The organism is Endozoicomonas sp. ONNA2, assembly GCF_024606365.1.
Classification (GTDB): Bacteria; Pseudomonadota; Gammaproteobacteria; order Pseudomonadales; family Endozoicomonadaceae; genus Endozoicomonas.
Genome location: NZ_JAHHPO010000446.1, coordinates 1 through 1,309 on the forward strand (window position 1 = coordinate 1; position 1,309 = coordinate 1,309).

A 1,309-nucleotide genomic window follows, 5' to 3' on the forward strand; every position below is an offset into this window, starting at 1 on the left:
GTAAGACTTACTCCGGTAAGCGGTGGCGTTGACGATGTAGATAAACCCAGATAATTCTGATTATCGCAGGTTTTTAATAACGGTCATTTTATAACATTATGGCTGGAGGAATGGCGCCTTGCTGGTGGCCCTGACGGAAGGAAAATCTCTATAGGAAGCTGCCTTTTTTGCCAATGCCAGTGTCGGCCTTGCTGTCATGAGTGTTGGTTCTCAGTCGTCTATTCCATACTGTTTTCAGGTTGAAGAGTTTATGCAGTGCGATCAGGAAATCGCCAATGCTGTTGCAACCTCACAGACGTTTTGACTGATTATATTTTCCTGGTTGCCATGGTAATGCGAGATACACAGGTCGGCCTGCCCTGGTCATCCTCAATCTTGATTTCCCACACTTGGGTACTGCGGCCAATGTGAATGGGGCGGGTGGTGCCGGTCACTGTTCCGGATGTGACAGAGCGAAGATGATTGGCGTTGATTTCCAGACCCACACAGTAGGCCCTGTCCTCGCAGCACAGGTTGGCGGCAATACTGCCCAGTGTTTCAGCGAGCACCACAGAGGCGCCACCATGAAGCAGTCCCATGGGCTGAACGGTTCTGTGGTCAACGGGCATGGTGCCACGCAGAAAGTCTGTGCCTACCTCGATAATTTGAATACCCAAATGGTTGCACATGTTCTCCTTGAATACTGCGGTTTCAGGACGGTAAGGCCTTTTCCAAATGGACATCTTATTTCCTTTTTTTCGTTAATTAATGGTCAGATCCGGTTGCACAAGCCCAGCTGATCGGGATGGGGAGTCAGATAGGCTTGTCGTTGTATACACTACCATGATTGTCTATGAAATGTCACATCATGGTCATGGGGGCTATCAGCGTTATCATTTCCGGACGTTACTCTTCAATCAACGTCAGCAGTTCCTTTCGCTCTTTGCCATCGACGCTCTTATTTAATCGGGAACATTGGATAGGCTCACCAAACAGTTACGGTCTGGTTTGTGGCAGGATCAGAAATGAGCAAATTGTCCGGTGCCAGCCAGGATCAGGGTGATCAATTGCGGGGTTAATGAACTTTTTGGTAATCAAAATGATGATTACCCGGAACTTTTGCCAGCCTGCGCACACTAATAAACATAAAAATTTGGTAACTATTTAGTACCCCCGAAAACCATATCTAGTAATAACCGATGGGACAGAACACTACATGTTGATTAGCAAGACTTTAGTACTCTTAATTTCCCACTGAAATGCCTGCAAATAATCGGGTACAAATATTCTATTAATCAATATGTAGTATTTTACTCGATCGGTTATCACA

Annotated in this window: 1 protein-coding gene; it reads right to left on the reverse strand. The window is 46.1% G+C overall.

Translation table 11 applies throughout. The annotated features are described in order from the left end of the window. Positions 1-308: 308 nt before the first annotated feature. Positions 309-722, reverse strand: coding sequence for a hotdog fold thioesterase (locus KDK14_RS08050; RefSeq protein ID WP_257264571.1), 414 nt, complete (start codon positions 720-722; stop codon positions 309-311). Positions 723-1,309 lie beyond the last annotated feature (587 nt).